General features: G+C 69.7%; 19 protein-coding genes, 1 tRNA gene, 1 other RNA gene and 1 pseudogene. 17 read left to right on the top strand and 5 right to left on the bottom strand.

Annotation, left to right across the window (positions count from 1 at the left end; translation table 11 throughout):
* The first annotated feature begins 27 nt into the window (after positions 1-27).
* The 6 genes from LDL49_RS51265 to LDL49_RS51240 all read left to right on the top strand — a co-directional run bounded on the left by LDL49_RS51265 (position 28) and on the right by LDL49_RS51240 (position 3,300).
* Complete coding sequence (locus LDL49_RS51265) at positions 28-411, top strand: ArsR/SmtB family transcription factor (RefSeq protein ID WP_225302249.1); 384 nt, start codon at positions 28-30, stop codon at positions 409-411.
* Positions 408-1,133: an aquaporin gene (locus LDL49_RS51260; protein WP_225302248.1), complete on the top strand. Its 726-nt coding sequence runs from the start codon at positions 408-410 to the stop codon at positions 1,131-1,133. Before LDL49_RS51265 ends, LDL49_RS51260 begins: the two co-directional genes overlap by 4 nt.
* Positions 1,134-1,142: 9 nt before the next feature.
* On the top strand, positions 1,143-1,580 hold the full coding sequence (locus tag LDL49_RS51255) for an arsenate reductase ArsC (RefSeq protein ID WP_225302247.1): 438 nt from the start codon (positions 1,143-1,145) through the stop codon (positions 1,578-1,580).
* Complete coding sequence (locus tag LDL49_RS51250) at positions 1,577-2,107, top strand: GNAT family N-acetyltransferase (RefSeq protein WP_225302246.1); 531 nt, start codon at positions 1,577-1,579, stop codon at positions 2,105-2,107. The genes LDL49_RS51255 and LDL49_RS51250 overlap by 4 nt, the downstream gene beginning before the upstream one ends.
* Positions 2,108-2,201: 94 nt before the next feature.
* A complete protein-coding gene (locus tag LDL49_RS51245; RefSeq protein WP_225302245.1) occupies positions 2,202-2,561 on the top strand; it encodes an ArsR/SmtB family transcription factor in 360 nt (119 codons plus the stop codon).
* The gene (locus LDL49_RS51240) at positions 2,554-3,300 is read left to right on the top strand and encodes a methyltransferase domain-containing protein (protein WP_225302244.1); all 747 of its coding nucleotides are present in this window, start codon (positions 2,554-2,556) and stop codon (positions 3,298-3,300) included. Before LDL49_RS51245 ends, LDL49_RS51240 begins: the two co-directional genes overlap by 8 nt.
* A 122-nt stretch (positions 3,301-3,422) precedes the next feature.
* Here the strand turns inward: LDL49_RS51240 and infA are convergent, their stop codons facing one another.
* Positions 3,423-3,644, bottom strand: coding sequence for a translation initiation factor IF-1 (infA, locus tag LDL49_RS51235; protein WP_225302243.1), 222 nt, complete (start codon positions 3,642-3,644; stop codon positions 3,423-3,425).
* 134 nt (positions 3,645-3,778) lie between these two features.
* Positions 3,779-4,549 carry a GNAT family N-acetyltransferase gene (locus LDL49_RS51230; protein WP_225302242.1) on the bottom strand — a complete coding sequence of 257 codons (771 nt, stop codon included), beginning with the start codon at positions 4,547-4,549 and terminating at the stop codon, positions 3,779-3,781.
* A gap of 643 nt (positions 4,550-5,192) precedes the next feature.
* Between LDL49_RS51230 and LDL49_RS59550 the strand changes: the two are divergent.
* Positions 5,193-5,381: pseudogene (locus tag LDL49_RS59550) on the top strand (transposase); the annotation flags it as partial.
* 124 nt (positions 5,382-5,505) lie between these two features.
* Here the strand turns inward: LDL49_RS59550 and LDL49_RS51220 are convergent.
* Positions 5,506-5,590 (bottom strand) — tRNA-Ser (locus LDL49_RS51220).
* Between the two features lie 105 nt (positions 5,591-5,695).
* Between LDL49_RS51220 and ffs the strand changes: the two genes are divergently transcribed.
* Together ffs and LDL49_RS51210 are read left to right on the top strand one after the other, a co-directional pair.
* An RNA gene (gene ffs / locus LDL49_RS51215) (signal recognition particle sRNA small type) lies at positions 5,696-5,791 on the top strand.
* 31 nt (positions 5,792-5,822) lie between these two features.
* On the top strand, positions 5,823-8,381 hold the full coding sequence (locus LDL49_RS51210; RefSeq protein WP_225302241.1) for a DNA polymerase III subunit gamma and tau: 2,559 nt from the start codon (positions 5,823-5,825) through the stop codon (positions 8,379-8,381).
* 160 nt (positions 8,382-8,541) lie between these two features.
* Here the strand turns inward: LDL49_RS51210 and LDL49_RS51205 are convergent, their stop codons facing one another.
* Positions 8,542-10,092 carry a helix-turn-helix domain-containing protein gene (locus tag LDL49_RS51205; protein ID WP_225302240.1) on the bottom strand — a complete coding sequence of 517 codons (1,551 nt, stop codon included), beginning with the start codon at positions 10,090-10,092 and terminating at the stop codon, positions 8,542-8,544.
* 410 nt (positions 10,093-10,502) lie between these two features.
* On the opposite strand from LDL49_RS51205, the gene LDL49_RS51200 reads away from it, so the two are divergent.
* The 5 genes from LDL49_RS51200 to LDL49_RS51180 all read left to right on the top strand — a co-directional run bounded on the left by LDL49_RS51200 (position 10,503) and on the right by LDL49_RS51180 (position 14,393).
* The gene (locus LDL49_RS51200) at positions 10,503-10,853 is read left to right on the top strand and encodes a YbaB/EbfC family nucleoid-associated protein (protein ID WP_225302239.1); all 351 of its coding nucleotides are present in this window, start codon (positions 10,503-10,505) and stop codon (positions 10,851-10,853) included.
* Between the two features lie 3 nt (positions 10,854-10,856).
* Positions 10,857-11,456 (top strand): recombination mediator RecR, encoded by a 600-nt coding sequence (recR, locus tag LDL49_RS51195; RefSeq protein ID WP_225302238.1) that lies wholly within the window; start codon positions 10,857-10,859, stop codon positions 11,454-11,456.
* Complete coding sequence (locus tag LDL49_RS51190; RefSeq protein ID WP_225302237.1) at positions 11,449-11,979, top strand: DUF5063 domain-containing protein; 531 nt, start codon at positions 11,449-11,451, stop codon at positions 11,977-11,979. The genes recR and LDL49_RS51190 overlap by 8 nt, the downstream gene beginning before the upstream one ends.
* A gap of 84 nt (positions 11,980-12,063) precedes the next feature.
* Complete coding sequence (locus LDL49_RS51185; RefSeq protein WP_225302236.1) at positions 12,064-13,338, top strand: aspartate kinase; 1,275 nt, start codon at positions 12,064-12,066, stop codon at positions 13,336-13,338.
* Positions 13,335-14,393 (top strand): aspartate-semialdehyde dehydrogenase, encoded by a 1,059-nt coding sequence (locus LDL49_RS51180; protein WP_225302235.1) that lies wholly within the window; start codon positions 13,335-13,337, stop codon positions 14,391-14,393. The genes LDL49_RS51185 and LDL49_RS51180 overlap by 4 nt, the downstream gene beginning before the upstream one ends.
* 127 nt (positions 14,394-14,520) lie before the next feature.
* Here LDL49_RS51180 and LDL49_RS51175 read toward each other — a convergent pair whose 3' ends face one another.
* A complete protein-coding gene (locus LDL49_RS51175; RefSeq protein WP_225302234.1) occupies positions 14,521-15,774 on the bottom strand; it encodes a hypothetical protein in 1,254 nt (417 codons plus the stop codon).
* Positions 15,775-15,929: 155 nt separating this feature from the next.
* On the opposite strand from LDL49_RS51175, the gene LDL49_RS51170 reads away from it, so the two are divergent.
* The 3 genes from LDL49_RS51170 to LDL49_RS51160 all read left to right on the top strand — a co-directional run bounded on the left by LDL49_RS51170 (position 15,930) and on the right by LDL49_RS51160 (position 19,099).
* Positions 15,930-16,598 carry a TetR/AcrR family transcriptional regulator gene (locus LDL49_RS51170; RefSeq protein ID WP_225302233.1) on the top strand — a complete coding sequence of 223 codons (669 nt, stop codon included), beginning with the start codon at positions 15,930-15,932 and terminating at the stop codon, positions 16,596-16,598.
* A gap of 112 nt (positions 16,599-16,710) precedes the next feature.
* Entirely contained in the window at positions 16,711-17,667 is a 957-nt protein-coding gene (locus tag LDL49_RS51165; protein WP_225302232.1) for an LLM class F420-dependent oxidoreductase, read from the top strand.
* Between the two features lie 13 nt (positions 17,668-17,680).
* Complete coding sequence (locus LDL49_RS51160) at positions 17,681-19,099, top strand: amidase (protein WP_225302231.1); 1,419 nt, start codon at positions 17,681-17,683, stop codon at positions 19,097-19,099.
* Positions 19,100-19,144: the final 45 nt, after the last annotated feature.

Below are 19,144 nucleotides of genomic sequence, written 5' to 3'. Positions count from 1 at the left end.
TGCTTAGAAGTCTGTCAAATTAGAGATATGTCGAAGCAGGAGCTGCCGGTGATCGCCTCCGGATGCTGCACGCCGCTGATCGCGGAGCCGATCACCGAAGACGAGGCCGCCGAGACGGCGCGCGTGTTCAAGGCGCTGGGCGACCCGATCCGGTTGCGGCTGCTGTCCCTGATCGGTGCCCACGAGAGTGGCCGCCAGGTGGGTGAGGGGGTGTGCGTGTGTGAGCTGACCGGGGTCTTCACGGTCACCGCGCCGACGATCTCGCACCATCTCAAGGTGCTGCGCGAGGCCGGTCTCATCGACAGCGAGCGGCGCGGCACCTGGGTCTACTACTGGATCGTCCCGGCCACGCTCAAGCGCCTGACCGGCGTACTGGCCATGCCCGAGACGCTTGCCGCGGACGTGCGGTGAACCTGGCGCGCCGGGCGCTGGCCGAGTTCGCCGGCGCCGCCGCCCTGGTGGCGGTGGTGGTCGGCTCCGGCATCATGGCGGCCGATCTGTCGCGTGACGTCGGCGTACAGCTGCTGGCCAACAGTCTGGCCACCGCAGCGGGCCTGGCGGTGCTCATCTTGATCCTCGGACCCGTGTCCGGCGCGCACTTCAATCCGGTCGTCTCCGTCGCGGCCTGGGTACTCACCCGCCGCGACGCTGTACCGGCGGTACGCGGCCGGGAGGTGGCGGCCTACATACCCGCCCAGGTCGCCGGAGCCGTCGCCGGGGCCGTCCTGGCGAACGCCATGTTCGCGCTCCCGGCCGTTCAGATCTCGGCCCATGACCGGTCGGCACCGCACCTGCTGCTGGGTGAGGTGGTGGCGACCGCCGGGCTCATCGTGGTCATCTTCGCGCTGGCCCGGCAAGGCCGCGCCGCCCTGGCCCCGGTCGCGGTCGGTGGCTACATCGGTGCCGCCTACTGGTTCACCAGCAGTACGAGCTTCGCCAACCCGGCCGTCACCCTGGGCCGGGCGTTCACCGACACCTTCGCCGGGATCGCCCCTGCTTCCGTGCCCGGTTTCATCGCCGCCCAACTGGCCGGTGCCGCACTGGGCGGCCTGCTGCTGGTCCTGCTCTACCCGAACAGCCCGCGGCCCGTCTCCGGTTCCACCCACCAAGCCGCCGCCGATCGGCCTCGATAGGAGAAACCCGTGCCCGACCAGCCTGACGTGCTGCCGCAGGTGTTGTTCGTGTGCGTGCACAACGCCGGCCGCTCCCAGATGGCCGCCGCCTTCCTGACCCACCTGGCCGGCGACCGGGTACGCGTGCGTTCGGCCGGTTCCGCACCCGCCGAGGACGTGAACGCGGCCGTGGTGGAGGCGATGGCAGAGCGTGGCATCGACATCTCCGCCGAGATCCCCAAGCTGCTCACGGTCGATGCCGTCCAGGCCAGCGACGTCGTGATCACCATGGGTTGCGGCGACGCCTGCCCGATCTTTCCCGGCAAGCGCTACGAGGACTGGGTGCTGGACGACCCGGCAGGGCAGGGCGTCGAAGCCGTATGTCCGATCCGGGACGCGATCGAGGCCCGCGTGCGCGCGCTGATCGCCGACCTCACCTCCGCTCCCGCGGACACGGCGATCAGGTGAGCGTCACCACGAACCTGGACGGGACGGCCCACGGGCCACTCATCAAGCCCTTGCGCGCCTCTCACGCCGATCAGGTGCTGGCCGTCTACCAGCTCGGCATCGACGAAGGTCAGGCCACCTTCGAGACCACCGCCCCCACCTGGCCCCAGTTCGACGCGTCCAAGCTGGCCGGCCACCGCCACGTCGCCCTCGACGGCACGACCGGCCGGGTACTCGGCTGGACCGCCGCATCGGCCGTTTCGGCCCGCAGTGCCTACGCCGGAGTGGTCGAGCATTCGGTCTACGTGCACCCTGGTGCCCGCCGCCGTGGCGTCGGCCTGGCGCTGCTTCGGGCACTGATCGCCTCCACCGAGGCCGCGGGCGTATGGACGATCCAGTCCGGCATCTTCCCGGAGAACACCGCCAGCCTGGCCCTGCACGCCCGCGCCGGGTTCCGGGTGATCGGCACCCGCGAACGCATCGGCCGCCACCACGGCATCTGGCGGGACGTCGTGCTGATCGAGCGTCGTAGTCCCATCGTCATCTGAACTCTCTGCTGAGTCCGGCCGCTCTCATTCCTGCAGGGAATGGCGTCCTCTGGGGCTTCCGCAGCCTTTCTTCATCGTCTATCGTCGATTAACGATGAATGGAGAGAAGGGGCCGCTCGATCGGCCTACCGCCGCCGAGTACGCCTCCTGGTTCAAGGCCCTGGCCGACGCCACCCGCGTGCAGATCGTCTCGCTGCTGGCCCGGCGGGGCGCGCCGATGAGCGTGGGCGAGATCGTCGAGGCCGTCGATGTGGGTCAGTCCACCGTCTCGGCGCACCTCAGGATTCTGTCCGAGGTGCGGTTCGTGCTGGTTGAACGTGTCGGCACCTCGGCCTTCTACCGGATCAACACCGTGTGCGTGGAGTGCTTTCCCAGCGCAGCCGACCTCGTCATGGGCCGTCCCGCTCCCAAGCCGCCCATCTGTACGCCCGCGTCAGGAGATACCGATGAGTGAACCCCCCGACAGGCGTGAGGCCACCGTCCAGCGCTACTCCGCGCTGGCCCAGCTGGCCGCGTCCGGCGGCACGCCACTGGACTGCGCGGCCGGCGCCTTCACCGACGGCTGTTTCGGCTCCGCCGCCTACAGCGACGCATCTGAGGTGCCAGAGGCAGCCCTGCGCGCCAGTCTCGGTTGTGGCAATCCGCTCGCCGTCGCCGACCTTCGCCCTGGCGAAACGGTGCTGGACCTCGGCTCCGGCGGCGGTCTGGACGTACTTCTGTCCGCCCGCCGCGTCGGCCCCACCGGCCGCGCCTACGGCCTGGACGCCAGCTCCGACATGCTCGCCCTGGCCCGCACCAACGCCGAACAGGCCGAAGCGAAGAACGTCGAGTTCCTGCACGGCCACATCGAGCACATCCCGCTGCCGGCGGCCGCCGTGGACGTGGTCATCTCCAACTGCGTCGTCAACCTCTCCACTGACAAGCCCGCGGTGCTGGCCGAGGCCTTCCGCGTCCTGGTACCCGGGGGCCGCCTGGGCATCAGTGACGTGATCGCCGACGACGACTTGAACCCCGACCAGCGCATCGCCGCCGAGCAGGACGTCGGTTGCGCCAACGGCACCCTCACCGCCCGCGAGTACGAGCGACTACTACGAGAGGTGGGCTTCACCAGCGTCCGCGTCACGCTCACCACCGACACCGGCGGCGGACTCCACTCCGCCATCGTCCAGGCCCTCAAGCCGAACGAAGGCTGACACGAGGGCGTACGGATGCTTGCAATACCGGGATGTTGCCCCGGAGTGTTACAGCCGGTCTTCCGCGCCCAGCACGCGGCTAAGTGCAGCGCAAGATCTGGCTGTAACACCGGGGCCCGCCGTTACCTGTATCGGTAGAGGATTCGGCCGCGGGTGAGGTCGTAGGGGCTGAGCTCCACGAGCACCCGGTCATACGGCAAGATCTTTATGTAGTTCTTCCGTATCTTCCCGCTGATGTGCGCCAGCACCTTGTGCCCGTTCTCGAGCTCTACCTTGAAGGTGGCGTTGCGTAGGCACTCGACGACGGTGCCCTCCACTTCGATGCCGCCTGCTTTTCTTGCCATGATTTCTCCGGAGTGGCTGTGAGGTCGGTGCGGAAACGGATTCTGTTGCCGCGACCGTGATCGAGGCGCCTCGGCAGGCGCGGTTGTCGCGGACGGCGGCTGTGACCCGACCGTCCCGCGTGATGGGTGGAGCGTCAGCGGAGCACCAGCTCCAGGTTGCTGCCCGCACGTCGGGCGCCGACGCCCTCGAAGAGCGCCATGGCCGCCCGGTTGGATTCGTTCACCTCGGCCGATGCCGTTTCGATCCCGCAGCGGTGCAGCGAACCCAGCACATGGGCGAGCAGCGCCCGGGCGATACCGCGGCGGTGCTGGTCGGACCGGACTGCGATCAGCCCGATCCGTGGCTGCCGGATGACCGGCGCCACCCGGAGCAGCCCCACATATCCATCCGATTGTGCGGCCACCGCGTACTTCGACGGGTCCAGCACGGTAACGCCGGCCGGGAGGGGCAACACCTCAGCCGGCATCTCCTGCCATCCGACGGCGGCCTCGACCTCGTCGCGGATCACCCGGTCCAACGTGCGCAAAGGGCCCTCCTGCGCTTCGCCGACGGCCACTATCCTCACGTCCGACGGCGGTAGCGCTGAGCCGAGTCCCGTGACCTGCGGGTCGGTGGGTACGAGGTACTCCCACTCGCGGCGTCTGGTCCTGAAGCCGGCTCGTTCCCATTGGGACGTCAGGTCGAGGTCGGTTTCGTCGACCACCGTGTACAGCGGCTTCGGCAGGTCCGCCAGCATGGCATCGGCGAGTTGGTCAAAGACCGCGCCGTGCCACGCGTCGATGCTGAGGAAGGTCCGTCCGTCGGGCCTGTGCGAGACGTCGCCGCGGCCGACCGTCAGGTCGTCCTCCACGGCGTGCCATTGCCTGTCCGCGACCCGCGTGATGACTACGGCATGCTCGTCCATGCCCGAAGTGAAATGCACAGGGTTCATAGGTTGTCACCTTTCGGGATTGCCTTGTCCAGGCGCTCCCGGCGACACCTACGTCAATCGCCCGACCGTGACGACGAAGGGGAGCACCCACATCGATACAGCGTTCATGGGTCTCACCTCCTCGTGGTCTGTCACGGTTTCCGCACGCTATCAACCCGAACGCGATCCCGTACAACCGTTTTCCGCCGACCGACTCGGCGGGCCGCCAGTGCGCCCATCAGCCGCGAGTCGCACGGCTCTCCCAAGGTCCAGGCGCCCGGGCGTCGCGTCGTTGATCCTTGAGGATCGCCAACTCTGACAAGACTGGTGTTGTTCCGGCGAGCCGCTCGGCCCGATCATCACTGACTCTCGACAGGCCCGCCGCCGAGCGCCACGGTGTGCTTCGCTACGGCGTAGTAGCCGAAGAACGCCTCTTCCCCATTGATCACGTACACCTTGAAGCGTGGCGGCAGGGCTGGTCACGGTAGCGTTGCGAGTGCGTCGGGGTCGCGGGCGGCGATCTGGGTGGCGGCTGCGACGAAGGCGGCTACGGCGCGGGAGCGGGAGCCTTCTGGCCAGGTGATGGCGACGATGCTGGGGCTGAGGTCGGTGACCGGCAGGTAGGCGATGTCGGTGCGTGGTGTTGTACGCGTGCTTGACCGCGCGGGCCGATGAGCTGTTCGAACTGACCGAAGCGGTGCTGTGCACCGACGAGCCGGTCAAGACGCTGGTGGACTTGGCGCCGGCCCCTGAGCATCGGCATGGTCACGGTGCCCTGTACGACGGGCTGAAACGGGGCCGCCTGGACGTGGCCCGGCTCCGGGCGGCGCTGGCCGCTGGGAACTGGGCGAGGAGGGTGACGAGCCCTCCGAAGAAGCCAAGACTGGACACAACGAAGGGGCCGACTTGGATGGGGTCGGCCCCTTCGCATTCACTGCCTCAACCAGGAGCGGAGGATAGGGGATTTGAACCCCTGAAAGGTTGCCCTTTACACGCTTTCCAAGCGTGCGCCCTCGGCCACTAGGCGAATCCTCCGCCGAGTAGCTTACCGGACTCCCGTACGTCACGAGACCATGATTTACGTCCGGCGAGACCACGATTTGGCTGCAGCGAGCACTGCTGGATGTGGCTAGACTGTCCAAGGACCCCTCGCGCGGCGTCATCCTGTGAACCTCCCCAGGGCCGGAAGGCAGCAAGGATAAGCGGGCTCTGGCGGGTGTGCGGGGGGTCTCTTCGTTGAGAGCCCCCTCGCAGGCGGGATGGTCGCATGAGCCTTGCGCTTTATCGCAGGTACCGACCTGGGACCTTCGCCGAGGTCAAGGGTCAGGAGCACGTCACAGATCCGCTCCGACAGGCGCTGCGCACGGGCCGTATCAACCACGCCTATCTCTTCAGCGGGCCGCGTGGCTGCGGCAAGACCTCCAGCGCCCGCATCCTGGCGCGTTCGCTCAACTGTGAGAAGGGCCCCACCCCCGACCCGTGCGGTGTCTGCGAGTCGTGTGTCGCGCTCGCCCCCACCGGGCCGGGCCACCTCGATGTCATCGAGATCGACGCCGCCTCCCACGGTGGCGTGGACGACGCGCGTGACCTGCGCGAGCGGGCCTTCTTCGCACCCGTCTCCGCGCGCTACAAGATCTACATCATCGACGAGGCGCACATGGTGACCCGCGAGGGTTTCAACGCGCTGCTCAAGCTCGTCGAGGAGCCTCCGCCGCACCTGAAGTTCATCTTCGCGACCACCGAGCCGGAAAAGGTCATCGGCACCATCAAGTCGCGGACCCACCACTATCCCTTCCGGCTGATGCCGCCGGCGACGCTGCGCGCGTTGCTCGAAGAGATCCTGCTCGCGGAGAACGTACCGTTCGAGCCGACCGCCCTGCCGCTCGTCGTACGCGCCGGAGCCGGATCCGCGCGTGACTCCCTGTCCATCCTCGACCAGCTGCTCGCCGGGGCCGAGGACGACGGCATCACCTACGCCAAGGCTGTGTCGCTGCTCGGCTACACCGATGGTGACCTGCTCGACGAGGTCGTCCAGGCGTTCGCCTCCCGTGACGGGGCGCAGGTCTTCCACACCGTCAACCGGGTGATCGAGGGCGGCCACGATCCTCGCCGCTTCGCCTCCGACCTGCTCGAACGCTTCCGCGACCTGGTGATCCTGGCGAACGTCCCCGAGGCCGCGAGCAGTGGCCTGCTCGATCGTCCGGCCGACGAGCTGGATCGCCTCGTCCAGCAGGCCGGCTCCATGGGCCCGGCCGAGCTCACGCGGGCCGCCGAGATCTTCAACGCCGGCCTGACCGAGATGCGCGGCGCGACCTCGCCGCGGCTCCTGCTCGAGTTGATGTGCGCCCGCGTTCTGCTGCCCGGCGCGTCGCAGGGCGAGGACGCCCTGCTCGCCCGCCTCGAACGCCTCGAACGCGGCGGCGCCGTCGCCCAGATGGCCGCCCGGGCCGCATCGCCTGTTGGTGGTGCTGCGTACGCGAGTGATCCCGCGCAGGGTGGCGGGCCTGCGTATGCCGGTGGTGCTGGCTACGCGAGCGGTGCCCCGCAGACTGGGGACGGCGCTCATGCTGGTGGAGGCGCGCAGGTCGACGCTCCGGCGGTGGGTGGTTCGGCGGGTGGTGTTTCCGCGAGCCTGGCGCCCCAGGTGGACAGTGCCGATGACTGGCCGGAGCCGGCTCGCCCCGGTCGGCCCGCGCAGTCAGCCCCCCAGGCAGCGTCGTCGCCCGGCGCCGGGTCCCACGGGCCGTCGTCGCATGCGGGCGCCCCTCAGGGGGCGTCGTCCTCCCAAGGCCAGGCGTCCCACGGCCAGGCGTCCCATGGGCAGGCATCGTCTCACCAGGGTGCGGCTCCTGGCGGAGCTGTGGCCGGGGGTGGTGCTGGGGCGGTCCAGCAGCAGTGGCCCGCCGTACTGGCCGCGCTCAAGCAGCGCAGCATCGTCGTCTGGGCCAATGTGAGCACCAACGCCCAGGTGGTGGGCATCGAGGGCAACCTGGTCACGCTCGGTTTCGGTCAGGTCGGCGCGATGAAGAACTTCACGGGCGGCGGCAAGGACGCGGTGGTGGCCAGCGCGCTGGGCGACGTGTTCGGCGGCACCTGGCGGGTTGAGGCGGTCGTAGGCGGCTCCCCGGTCCCCCAGGGTTCCGGGGGCTCGCGGCCGGGGCCTCAGTCGGGCTCCCACGCGGGTCCCCAGTCGGGACCGCACTCGGGCCCGCAGTCGGGCTCGCACCAAGGCTCGCACTCGGGTCCGCAGACGGATCCGTCGCAGTCGAGCGTTGCCCGGTACAACCAGCCGGGCTCTGCGACGGCTCCGCAGAGCGGTGCTCAGTCGGGGCACAGCCGTGCTCATTCGCATGGCTCGACGGACGACGACTCCGGCTCTCAGGAGGCGGGCCAACCACCCGGACCGGCCGACCACGCGTCCCCGAGCGGTGGCCGTCCGACGACGGACGAGTCCTGGCCGGACGCGCCTGACGATCCGAGTCCCGGCTCTCCGCCCACCCCGGACCCCACCGACTCGACCTCCGGTGTCCGGCCGCAAGGTGCGGGACGGGCCGTCAGCGTAGGCGTGGGTACGGGCTCGCCCGGTACGGGGCTGGCCGCCGCGAGGTCGGCCGCCAAGGCAGCCGCCCAAGCGGGTCCCAGGGCCCCCGCCACCAGGCAGCAGGCTGGCACGGCCGCCTGGCCCGAGGCTGTCCCCAATCGCCGGAAGGGCCCGGAGGCCGACGAGGTCGACCCGCTGAACGACGCCGACGCGGACGTCGACGCGCGCTCCGGGATGGCCCTCCTCCAGAGTGAGCTCGGCGCCCAGGTGATCGGCGAAATCTGAGGCTCGCCCGCCAGATGCCGGCGAGGAGGATCACCACCCCTGCCGGCTGCCCGCGACGCTTGACCACACCTGAGGCCATGCGTCCTCAGGGCCCGCGACGATAGACCACATCAGGCCACATCTCAGGCCATGTCTCAGGCCATGTGGTGAGCCGAGGGTCTCAGGCGCGCAGGCGGGCTCGGGCGGCGGCCGCGCGGTGGTCGGTGGCGGGGAGGGTGGTCGCGAGACGCTGCAGGATCTCGAAGTCCTCCCGCCCGCCGGATGTCTGCGCGTACGCCCACAGGTCGTCGGGTGAGCCGCGCAGCAGCAGGCACGTACGTACCTGGACCTCGAATTCGTCCCGTTCGCGGCGGATCTCGGGCGACTCCGAGCGCGGCAGCAGGGGTCCGGCGTAGACGCGGGCCAGTGAGGCGGGGTCCGAGCTCGCCAGCAGGCCCCGGAGCTCCAGGAAGTCGGCCTCGATGGGTGAGGTCAGCCGGTACGGCCGGGCGCCGATCGTGTTGCCGAGCTCGGCGCGGAGCCGGTGGATCTCAACCCGGATCGTCACCGGATTGCCGTCGTCACCGTACAGATGGAAAGAGAGCTGTTCGGCGTTGAGGCCGCTGGGGTGCAGGGCCAGGAGGGCGAGGATCTCGGCGTGCCGGAGGGAGAGCGGCAGGCGGTGCTCGCCCACCAGGGCGGTCGGCGATCCCTCTCCGAGGAAGCCGTGCAGGCGGAGGCGGGTGGGGGCGGGCGCTGGGACGGACGTGGGGGGTGCGGCGCGTAGGAGGTAGCCGTCGGAGAAGGGTTCGAGGAGGACGAAACGGCCGTCCCGGAGGATCATGCGCTCGCCGGGGGCGGGTAGCGGGAGCCGTTCGCCGAGCGTGCCCAGCGGGTCTCCAGAGAGGACACGGCCGGTGGGGGAGAGCAGGATGCCGGGGTGACCGCCCAGGGCCTCGTAGCGGCGGCGCAGGCGCTCGTCGCGTTCGTGCATGCGCAGGGCGAGTTGGGTCTCGGCGAGCTTGGCCGTGGCGCAGACCAGCGCGACCGTGGCCGGGTGCGGGGAGCGCGCGGTGCCGGTGATGTCGACACCGCTGATGTCGACGCAGCCGAGCACGCGGTCGGTGTCGGGGTCGATGATCGGGGCGGCGCTGCGTGACTGGACGTGCAGCACGCGCATGAGGGCCTCTTCCGAGTAGACGTGCACCTCCCGGCGGGTGGCCGCCTCCTGGCGGATGGCCCTGCCGTTGGCGTCGGTGCGGGACCCGGTTCGGTCGTGTTCGTCGGTTGGAGACCCGGTTCGTTCGGTTCTGTCCGCATGGGGCTCGGTTTGGTCGGGCCCGTTGGCGCGGGAATCGATCCGGTCATGTTCGTTGGTACGGGACTCGGTCCGGTCTGGTCCGTCCGTGTAGGGCTTGGTCCGGGTGGGTCCGTCCGTTCCGGGCGCGGTCCGGTCGGGTGCGTCCGTGTGGGGATTGGTTTGGTCGGGTTTGTGGGCGACACGCAGGATGTCAGGGTTGCCGTCGCGCCACAGGACCCTGCCGTCGGCGTCCGTCACGACCATCATGTGGGCTGATTCGTCGGCTATGTGGGCGAGCGACTGGGCGAGTAAGGGGAGCAGCGGCTGCAACGGGTGCACTTCGCGGAGGTCGTGGGTGTTCCCGATCCCGCCCGTGTTCTCCCAGCCGACGCTCATGTCCTGCGGGTCGACGCGCAGCCCTGTGGTGACCATCCCGTACGGTCCCTCCGACGCCGCCTCCCCCGTAACCGCCGCCGCTGCGCGCGCCCCGCGAGAGTGACGGGCGTGCGCGTCCGGATGTGTGTGACACATGGGCCACTCCAAGTAGTCAACCCCTTACGGTGAGCATCCGCTTCGCGCTTGGTGGCCGCAACCGGTTCGGGGGGATTGCAAGGGGTGATTGAACGATCGCAACGTGTGTGCAACGTTGCCAGGGCTACCGTGCGGCAACGCGTCGGCGTGGTGCGGCCGCTCCGGCCGACGTGTTGGCCGGGTCTCGGACACTGGAGGGGGGCCGGGATCCGGCCAAGGTGAAACGCGGGGGATGCCGCAGTACATGACGACGCCCAAACACCGTAGGCTCGTGGCAGTCAAGAACGCGGAGCCACGAGGAGCGCACGACGGTGAACCCAGGGGATGTCAACCTGCAGCAGCTGCTGGAGCAGGCACAGCTCATGCAGCAGCAGCTTGTGAGCGCCCAGCAGGAGCTCAACGACGCGCAGATCGAGGGCTCGGCCGGCGGCGGCATGGTCACAGCCGTGGTCAACGGCTCGGGAGAGCTGCTCGAGCTGAAGATCAACCCGAGCGTCATAGACGCCGACGACCCGCAGGACACGGCCGACACGATCGCCGACCTGGTGATCGCCGCCGTACGCGACGCCGTTCGCGCGGCGGCCGACCTGCAGCAGGAGAAACTGGGCCCGCTGGCCCAGGGACTCGGCGGCGGCGGTCTCGGACAGTTGCCAGGGTTCTAGGCCATGTACGAAGGGGTCGTCCAGAACCTGATCGACGAGCTCGGCATGCTGCCCGGCGTCGGTCCCAAGAGCGCGCAGCGGATCGCGTTCCACCTGCTGGCGGCCGACCCGGCCGACGTGAAGCGGCTGGCCCACGCCCTGCTGGAGGTCAAGGAGAAGGTCAGGTTCTGCCGGGTCTGCGGCAACGTGGCCGCCGAGGAGGAGTGCCGCATCTGCCGCGACCAGCGGCGCGACACTCATGTGATCTGCGTGGTCGAGGAGTCCAAGGACGTCGTCGCGATCGAGAAGACGCGCGAGTTCCGCGGGACCTATCACGTGCTCGGCGGCGCGATCAGCCCGATCGACGGCGTCGGCCCTGACGATCTGCGCATCCGTGAGCTCATGACGCGCCTGGCCGACGGCCGGGTCACGGAGCTCATCCTCGCCACGGACCCCAATCTCGAGGGGGAGGCGACGGCTACCTACCTTGCCCGTCTGGTCAAGCCGATGGGTCTGAAAGTGACACGACTGGCCAGCGGTCTGCCTGTGGGCGGTGACCTCGAGTACGCCGACGAGGTGACCTTGGGCCGCGCGTTCGAAGGACGGAGGCTGCTGGATGTCTGACCAGTGGAGCGCGCTGGCGGAGGAGATAGCCAATCACGCGCAGAACTATGTGGACGGCCTGACCAGGGTCGCCGGCGGCGAGGGCGGCGACGCCATCTGGTCGCTACTGCTGGTCGAAGTGGCGCAGGTGAGTCTCGCGGGCGCCAAGCTCGGCGCCAACGAGGATGTGATCCTCTCGGGCAACTACGAGCCGCCGCTGAGTGAGGATCCCGACATCGACGGCGTACGCACGGCGATGTCGGAGTTGCTGGAGGCGGTCGACGACTATGCCGAGGTGTTCGACCCGTACAAGGACACGGGTGTCACCCCCTACCGGCTCTCCGACGACCTGACGGCGGTCGCCGCCGACCTCATCCACGGGCTGCGGCATTTCCAGGCCGGGCGGCCGCACGAGGCGCTGTGGTGGTGGCAATACTCCTATTTCAATACGTGGGGCAACCACGCGGGCGCGGCCATGCGGGCACTTCAGGCACTCGCCGCCCACTCGCGGCTTGACGTGGCGGAGGAAGCCACGACGGTGTGATCATCCACATAGTGGTATGAACCATCAGGCTCATGAGAAGCCCCCAGTAGACTGGCAGCTCACAGTCCGAACCGGGAGACTCTCGTGGCGCTCGTTGTGCAAAAGTACGGTGGTTCGTCCGTCGCCGACGCGTCCTGCATCAAGCGGGTCGCGCAGCGGATCGTGGCGACGAAAAAAGCCGGCAACGACGTGGTCGTGATCGTCTCCGCGATGGGCGACACGACGGACGAGCTGCTCGACCTGGCCGAGCAGGTGTCGCCGCTGCCTCCGGGCCGCGAGCTCGACATGCTGCTGACCTCCGGCGAGCGCATCTCGATGGCCCTGCTGGCGATGGCGATCGCCAACCTGGGCCACGAGGCCCGCTCGTTCACCGGCTCGCAGGCGGGTGTGATCACCGACTCCACGCACGGCAAGGCGCGCATCATCGACGTGACGCCGAGCCGCATCCGCGAGGCGCTCGACCGGGGCCACATCGCGATCGTGGCCGGGTTCCAGGGCGTCTCGCAGGACACCAAGGACATCACCACGCTGGGCCGCGGCGGCTCCGACACGACCGCCGTGGCGCTGGCCGCCGCGCTGAGCGCGGATGTCTGCGAGATCTACACCGACGTCGACGGCATCTTCACCGCCGACCCCCGCATCGTGCGCGCGGCCCGGCAGATCCCCAAGATCTCCTACGACGAGATGATGGAGATGGCGGCCTGCGGTGCGAAGATCCTGCACCTGCGCTGTGTCGAGTACGCTCGGCGATTCAATCTGCCGATCCACGTACGCAGCTCGTTCAGCACCAAGGAAGGCACGTGGGTCGTTTCCGACCCTTACAGCGAAGGAACCGAGATGGAGCAGCCGATCATCTCCGGCGTCGCGCACGACCGGAGCGAGGCCAAGATCACCGTTGTCGGGGTCCCCGACAAGGTCGGCGAGGCTGCCGCGATCTTCAAAACTCTGGCGGACGCCGGGATCAACATTGACATGATCGTGCAGAACGTCTCGGCCGCGGCCACGGGCCGCACCGACATCTCCTTCACGCTGCCCACGGCCGACAGCTCGACCGCGCTGACGGCGCTGAAGAAGATCCAGGGTGACATCGCCTACGAGTCGCTGCTCTTCGACGACCAGATCGGGAAGGTGTCGCTGATCGGCGCGGGCATGCGCTCGCACCCGGGCGTCACGGCGACGTTCTTCGCGGCCCTCGCCGACGCGGGGGTCAACATCGAGATGATCTCCACGTCGGAGATCCGCATCTCGGTGGTCGTCGGGCAGGACGGTGTCGACGCGGCCGTGGCGGCCGCCCACCGGGCCTTCGATCTCGACGCGGACCAGGTCTCAGCAGTGGTGTACGGAGGTTCAGGACGATGAGCAGGCCCAATCTGGCGTTGATCGGCGCGACCGGGGCCGTGGGCACCGTCATGCGCGACCTCGTCTCCAACCGCGCCGACATCTGGGGCGAGGTACGCCTCGTCGCCTCCCCGCGTTCGGCCGGCAAGCTGCTCAAGGTGCGTGGCGAGGACGTCGTCGTGCAGGCCCTGGCGCTTGAGGTGTTCGACGGCATCGACATCGCCATCTTCGACGTGCCCGACGAGGTGTCGGCCGTGTGGGTGCCGATCGCGGCCGAGCGTGGCGCCATCGCGATCGACAAGTCGGGCACGTTCCGCATGGAGCCCGACGTCCCGCTGGTCGTGCCGGAGGTCAACCCGCTCGACGCCCGCCGGCGGCCGCGCAACATCATCTCGACCCCCAACTGCACCACGCTGTCGATGATGGCGGCCGTGGGCGCGCTGCACGCCGAATACGTGCTCAAGGAGCTCGTCGTCGCCTCCTACCAGGCGGTTTCCGGCGCGGGTGTGGCCGGTTCGGCGCGGCTGTACGACGAGGTCGAGGCGCTGGCCGGCGACCGGTCGATCGGCCAGGTGGCGGGTGACGTGCGCAAGGTGCTGGCCAACAAGCTGCCCGAGGAGTCGCCGTTCCCGGCGCCGATCGCGTTCAACGTGGTGCCGTGGGCGGGCTCGTACAAGGAGGGCGGCTGGGCCTCCGAGGAGCTCAAGCTGCGCAACGAGTCGCGCAAGATCCTCGGCATCCCCGACCTGAAGGTCTCCGCGACCTGTGTCCGGGTGCCGGTGATCACTACGCATTCGCTGGCGGTGCACGCGCGGTTCGAGCGCGACATCACGGTGGCGGACGCGCACCGGGTGCTCGAGGCCGCGCCGACGGTGGTGCTGATGGACGACCCGGCCAACGGGATCTACCCGACGCCGATCGACGTCGTGGGCACCGACCCGACGTATGTCGGGCGAGTCCGGCAGGCGGTGGACTTCCCCAACACGCTGGATCTGTTCGTGTGCGGTGACAACCTGCGCAAGGGGGCGGCGCTCAACGCCGCCGAGATCGCCGAGCTGGTGGCGGGCGAGCTGTAGTCGTCCCCTCCCGAGCTGGTGGGAGCGAGTTGTCGTCGCTCCTCCGGATCTTCCAGCAGGCGGCGCGTCGTGCGGGTTCGCACGGCGCGCCGCCTCTGTCATCTGGCCGTGTCGTCGCCAGGCCGTGTCACCGGAACAGGATGTCCCAGTGGTCCACCTCGTCGGCGAAGACCGTGCCCGAGGGTGATCGGTAGAGGGCGGCCCCGTCACCCCGGGTACCGGACTTCTCATGATTTTTGGTGATGTATCGGTCGATGCATGGGTTGTGCGTGATGTCGAGCTTGTAGCCGTTGCCGTGGCTGTACGGGCCCGGCGCGTGCCCTGCTTCGGTGCCGCCGGTGACCAGGACGGGGCAGCCGCTCTGGCGCTTGATGCCGATCACCCGCGTGATGGTCGAGGTGCGGACGTCTTCCAGAGACGTGCAGTGGTACACCTGCTTGTTCGTGCAGTGCCCCGACGAATGCGTACGCAGGCCCTCGTCACGGAGCCAGTCGGCGGCCAGCGCATGGGACATGTGCACGGTCGCGTACCTGGGCTTGACGCGGGCGAGGTCCACGTCGGCCTTCTGGGACTTGCCGGCCTTCTGGAGTTTGCCGGCGGTCCGTGTGGGGGCGGCGCCCGGCTTCCGCGGGGTGGCGGCGCCGGGTTTTCGCATGGTGCCGACTTCGAGCTTCCGCATGGTCGCGGTGGCCGGGTGACTCGCGGCCGACAGAGGGCGCGCCACGGTGGTGGACACCTCGACCGGTGAAGCCGGTGCGTCGGGTCGCAGGGCGACGAGCGCGGGGTTCTGTGACACCGTGGGCGGGTTGGCCGCCTCCCGGCCGCGTACGTCCCTCTCCGGGCCGTTGACGGGCGTCTCCGGCCCGCTCGCGTCCGTCTCCGGGTCCCGCACGAGCGCGTTCCGGTCCCGTACGAGCGCGCCCTGTACGAGCGCATCCGGGCGACGTACGACCGCAGCCGCCGTCTTCAGGCGGCCGGTCACCGTTCCAGGATCCCGCAGGAGCGCAGCCGGGCCGCTCTCGTTCGCGAGCGGGCCGAAGGTGATCGGTTCCGGATCGCGCACGTCGCGTACCGACGACTCCGGCGCGCCCGCGAGCATGTCAGGGTCGCGCCCGATCGACTTCTGGCCATGGGCGGAGGGGCCCCTGCGGTTCAGGGCGGGCTCCGGGCCGAAGTCGGCCGGATCCACCGACGGGTGCCAGCGGCGCGCCTCGATCGTCTCCCCGATGTGGTAGGACCGAGTGATCGGTGATGGTGTCTGCCGCGGCGCCCTGCCGGGTGCTTGGGAAGCGGCGGAAGCGGCCGACGCCAGCGCGATTATGGAGATCTCAATGTTGAGGAATACGACCGCTACCAGCCGTACTGTTCCACGTATCCACATGTCGATGCCTTTTCGCGGAATAGCCCTTCCGCCAGAAACATCAATCCCATCCTTCGCAGGAGCTAACCCCTACCTCACCGGGATTTTTGCCTTGTGGTGGCGATCACCGTGATCCTTCCTGACCTAACGCACGACTACCACGTAAAGTGACGAACGTGTCCGAAGCCCGAAACCGAGGACCGGAGAGCACCCGGGAAGTCATTGTCGAGACGGCTTTGCGGCTGTTCCGGGAGCGCGGCTTCGATGCGACGACGATGCGGGCCATCGCGGCCGAGGCCGGTGTATCCGTCGGTAACGCCTACTACTACTTCGAGAGCAAGGAGGCGTTGATCCAGGCGTACTACGACCGCGCCCAGGCCGAGCACGAGGCGGCCTGCCGTGAGCTGCTGGCCACGGAGTCGTCGTTCGCCGCCCGGTTGAGCGGGGTGCTGCGCGAGTGGGTACGGGTCTCGGAGCCCTATCACGAGTTCGCGGTGAAGTTCTTCAAGCACGCCGCCGAGCCCACGAACCCGCTGAGCCCCTTCAGCGCCCAGTCCTCGCCGGCCCGTGAGGCGTCGATCGCGATCTACCGGCAGGTGGTCGAGGGGGCGCGCGATCGCATGAACTCCGAGCTGCGCGAAGAGCTGCCGGAGCTGCTGTGGCTGCTGTCGATGGGCATGGTGCTGTTCTGGGTGCACGACACCTCGCCCGGCTGCGACCGTACGCATCGCCTGATCGACGTGACGGTCCCGCTGGTGGACCGGCTCGTCGGCCTGTCGCACCTGCCGGGGCTGCGCGGGATCACAAAGGACTTCATCGCGGCGGTCCACGAGCTGCGCGCCTGACCCGGCAAGCCCGGAGCGCTCAGGGGCGGCGACCGCATACCGCCCGGTTGGTATGGTCGCCCTACCTGACATTGACGCCCGACCCCCTGCGCGGGGCAAGCTGGAGGCCGCGATGACTCAGAACTGGGGCATGACGATCCCGTTCACCGACCGTTCCCTGGCGGACTCGCAGGAGCTGATCGCGGAGCTGCCCGCCCTCGGCTACACCGACGCGTGGTCGGCCGAGGTCAACGGCGTCGACGGGTTCGTGCCGCTGGCCATGGCCGCGCAGTGGGCGCCGGGGATCCGGCTCGGCAGCGCCATCGTGCCCGTCTTCACGCGCGGTCCGGCGCTGCTCGCGATGCAGGCCGCCACGCTGGCCGACCTGGCGCCCGGCCGGTTCCTGCTCGGCATCGGCTCCTCCTCCCCGGCGATCGTGGAGCGCTGGAACGCGGTCGAGTTCGCCAAGCCGTACGCGCGTACCCGCGACACCCTGCGCTTCCTCAAGGAGGCGCTGACCGGGGAGAAAGTGTCGGAGCGGTACGAGACGTTCGAGATCAAGGGGTTCAAGCTGGACCGGGCGCCGAAGATGCCGCCGAAGGTCGTGCTGGCGGCGCTGCGGCCCCGGATGCTGCGTCTGGCCGCCGAGGAGGCGGACGGCGCGATCACCAACTGGCTCTCGCCCGAGGACGTGCGGAAGGTGCGGGCGGAGATCGGTGACACCGAGCTCATCGCCCGCCTGTTCGTCTGCGTGAGCGAGGACACCGACAAGGTACGCGCGCTGGCCCGCTGGATGCTGGCCGCCTACCTCACCGTGCCGGCCTACGCCGCCTTCCACGATTGGCTCGGCCGGGGCGAGGTGCTGCGGCCCATGCACGAGGCGTGGGCGGCCGGCGACCGGCAGGCCGCGCTCAAGGCGATCCCGGACGAGGTGGTCGACGCGCTGGTCGTGCACGGCGACGCCGCGACCTGCCGGGCCAGGATCCAGGAGTACGTCGACAACGGCCTCGACACCCCCGTCCTCGCGCCCATCCCGGGTGGCGAGGTGACCATCACGCAGGCCGTCCGCGACCTGGCCCCCACGGCCTGACCGGGAGCAAGCGATGGACGACGTACTGAGGTCTGACGCCACCGAGCAGGCCAGGGCCGTCCGCGAGGGGCGGGTGTCGCCGCGCGAGCTGGTCGAGGCGGCGATCGCCCGGATCGAGGCGCACGACGGCGAGCTGAACGCGGTGATCCATCGGCGGTTCGAGCGGGCGCTGGCCGAGCTCGACGCCATACCCGCCGACGCGCCCTTCCGGGGCGTGCCGATCCTGCTGAAGGACCTGGGCTGGCCGCAGGCGGGCGAGCCGTACAACGCGGGTTCGCGGACGCTCGACGGCGTCGTGGTCAAGGAGGACGGATACGGTACGGCCCGGCTGCGGGCCGCGGGGTTCGTCGTGCTGGGCCGTACCAACACTCCCGAGTTCGGCAGCACGATCACCACCGAGCCCGTGGCGTACGGACCCACGCGCAACCCCTACGACCCGGCCTACTCGGCGGGCGGGTCGAGCGGCGGGTCGGCGGCCGCGGTCGCGGCCGGGATGGTGGCGCTGGCCACGGCCAGCGACGGCGGCGGCTCGATCCGCATCCCGGCGGCGCTGTGCGGGCTGGTGGGGCTCAAACCGACCCGTGGACGCTCCAGCGCGGGACCGGCGGCCGGCGAGGGGTGGAGCGGCTTCTCGTGCCCGGGATTCGTCAGCAGGAGCGTGCGCGACACCGCCGCGGCGCTCGACCTCGTGTCCGGTTACGTACCGGGCGACCCCTACGACGCCCCACGCCTGCCGCGGCCGCTCGCCGAGGAGGTCGGCGCGGATCCGGGCCGGCTGCGCGTCGGCTTCGTCGCCACCCACCCGAGAGGCGACGTGCCGGCGGTCGCCGAGCTGACCGAGGCGGTCGACGTGGCCGCCGCCCTGCTGGCGGCGCTGGGCCACGACGTGGTCCCCGGCTGCCCCGAGGCGCTCGGCGACCCGGACTTCCCTCCCCATTTCGGCGCCATCGTGTCGAACAACCTGGCCGCGGAGATCGAGAACATCGGCGTCTGGCGCGGCAAGCCGGTCGAGCTGGAGGAGCTGGAGCCGCGCAACGCCGCCATGGTCGGCGCCGGGCGCGGGCACGGCGCCGCCGCCCACATCCTGGCCACCCAGTGGATCGACGGGTTCCGCAGGCGGATGGCCGCGTGGTGGGCGTCGGGGTACGACCTGCTGCTGATGCCCTCTCTCGGCGTGGCGCCGTTCCCGCTCGGGTGGATCCCGCCGGACGACCTGAGCACCGCGTTCGGCAGGACCGCGCACGCCGTGGCCTTCACCGCGCCGATCAACGCGACGGGCCAGCCCTCGATCTCGCTGCCGCTGCACAGGACCGCGGCGAGCCTGCCGGTGGGCGTCCAGCTGGTGGCCGCGGCCGGGCGGGAGGACCTGCTGGTCAGGGTCGCGGCGCAGATCGAGGCCGCTCGGCCGTTCGAGCACAGTGCGCTGCGCTGATCATCGAGAGCCGGAAGCCCGGGAACTCGGCTCCGGCCGTGACGC

Origin of the sequence: Nonomuraea aurantiaca (assembly GCF_020215705.1) — a bacterium.
GTDB lineage: Bacteria > Actinomycetota > Actinomycetes > Streptosporangiales > Streptosporangiaceae > Nonomuraea > Nonomuraea aurantiaca.
The sequence above is the reverse complement of the archived record's forward strand: the minus strand, read 5'-3'. Positions and strand labels throughout refer to the sequence as shown.

Bases quoted from the DNA above. Each gene is read 5' to 3' on its own strand.
- LDL49_RS51245 (WP_225302245.1), top strand. From the start codon at position 2,202: ATGAATGGAGAGAAGGGGCCGCTCGATCGGCCTACCGCCGCCGAGTAC.
- LDL49_RS51210 (WP_225302241.1), top strand. From the start codon at position 5,823: ATGAGCCTTGCGCTTTATCGCAGGTACCGACCTGGGACCTTCGCCGAG.
- LDL49_RS51180 (WP_225302235.1), top strand. From the start codon at position 13,335: ATGAGCAGGCCCAATCTGGCGTTGATCGGCGCGACCGGGGCCGTGGGC.
- LDL49_RS51265 (WP_225302249.1), top strand. From the start codon at position 28: ATGTCGAAGCAGGAGCTGCCGGTGATCGCCTCCGGATGCTGCACGCCG.
- LDL49_RS51175 (WP_225302234.1), bottom strand. From the start codon at position 15,774: ATGTGGATACGTGGAACAGTACGGCTGGTAGCGGTCGTATTCCTCAAC.
- LDL49_RS51205 (WP_225302240.1), bottom strand. From the start codon at position 10,092: ATGGTCACCACAGGGCTGCGCGTCGACCCGCAGGACATGAGCGTCGGC.
- LDL49_RS51240 (WP_225302244.1), top strand. From the start codon at position 2,554: ATGAGTGAACCCCCCGACAGGCGTGAGGCCACCGTCCAGCGCTACTCC.
- LDL49_RS51230 (WP_225302242.1), bottom strand. From the start codon at position 4,549: ATGGACGAGCATGCCGTAGTCATCACGCGGGTCGCGGACAGGCAATGG.
- recR (WP_225302238.1), top strand. From the start codon at position 10,857: ATGTACGAAGGGGTCGTCCAGAACCTGATCGACGAGCTCGGCATGCTG.
- infA (WP_225302243.1), bottom strand. From the start codon at position 3,644: ATGGCAAGAAAAGCAGGCGGCATCGAAGTGGAGGGCACCGTCGTCGAG.
- LDL49_RS51190 (WP_225302237.1), top strand. From the start codon at position 11,449: ATGTCTGACCAGTGGAGCGCGCTGGCGGAGGAGATAGCCAATCACGCG.
- LDL49_RS51160 (WP_225302231.1), top strand. From the start codon at position 17,681: ATGGACGACGTACTGAGGTCTGACGCCACCGAGCAGGCCAGGGCCGTC.
- LDL49_RS51165 (WP_225302232.1), top strand. From the start codon at position 16,711: ATGACTCAGAACTGGGGCATGACGATCCCGTTCACCGACCGTTCCCTG.